Below are 985 nucleotides of genomic sequence, written 5' to 3' on the forward strand. Positions count from 1 at the left end.
CAAGGGCGCCGGCCCCGAGCTGGTCGAAGCGGCGCTGGCCGGGGTGGTCGAGCTGGCGGCCTGACCCGGCCGGGTCAGGCCCATTCCTCGCGCGGCAGCATGGCGGCGGTGAAGGTCAGGGCGATGACACCGCAGAGCGCGATGGCGCCCAGCATCGGCAGGGCGGTGCCGTCGAAAAACGGACCGGCCAGCACGATCATCAGCCCCCCCGCCAGCATCTGCAGCGTGCCGCCCAGCGACGAGGCGAGGCCGGCGATATCGCCGTGATCGTCCAGCGCCAGCACCATCGCGGTGGGAATCACCACGCCCAGGCAGGCATTGGCGCAGAACAGCCCGGCGATGATCAGCGGCAGGCTGGTCAGCCCGGCCAGCGCCAGTGCCAGCAGCAGCAGGGTGAACAGGCAGAAGCCGGTGGTGCCGCGCCGCACCAGCCGGCGCATCCCCATTTTTCGCCCCAGCCAGGACGCCGCCTGCGAGGCCGAGAAGAAGCCGATGGCGTTCAGCGCGAAGGCGATGGAAAAGCCGGTGGGCGACAAGCCGAATTGCTGCACATAGACAAAGGGCGCCGAGGCCAGAAACACGAAGAAGCTGGCCATGCCGAAGCCGCCCACCAGGGTCAGACCCATGAAGCGGGAATCGCCGAGCAAGACGCGCCCGCCGCGCAGCATCGAGGCAAAGCTGATCGGCACCCGTGCCGACGGCGGCAGCGTCTCCGGCTGCGCCAGCAGGGTGACCAGCGCCGCCAGCGCCCCGGTGGCGGCCAGGATCACGAAGATCATCCGCCAGCCCGACACCGCCATCACGCCGCTGCCGGCCAGCGGCGCCAGCATCGGCGAGACCGAGATCACCAGCATCACCAGCGCCATCAGCTGCGTCGCCTCGTTGCCGGTATACTGGTCGCGGACGATGGCACGCGGCACCACCATCAGCGCCGCACCGCCCAGCCCCTGCAAGGCGCGCCAACCGGCCAGCGCCTCGACGCTGG

1 protein-coding gene is annotated in these 985 nt (G+C 70.7%); it reads right to left on the minus strand.

Features of this window, described 5'->3' with window-relative positions; translation table 11 throughout:
- Nucleotides 1–74: 74 nt before the first annotated feature.
- Nucleotides 75–985: MFS transporter (locus tag CVM52_RS26095; protein WP_100165088.1), on the minus strand; the 911-nt coding region annotated here is incomplete at its 5' end.

Source organism: Pseudooceanicola lipolyticus (assembly GCF_002786325.1).
Lineage (GTDB): Bacteria > Pseudomonadota > Alphaproteobacteria > Rhodobacterales > Rhodobacteraceae > Pseudooceanicola_C > Pseudooceanicola_C lipolyticus.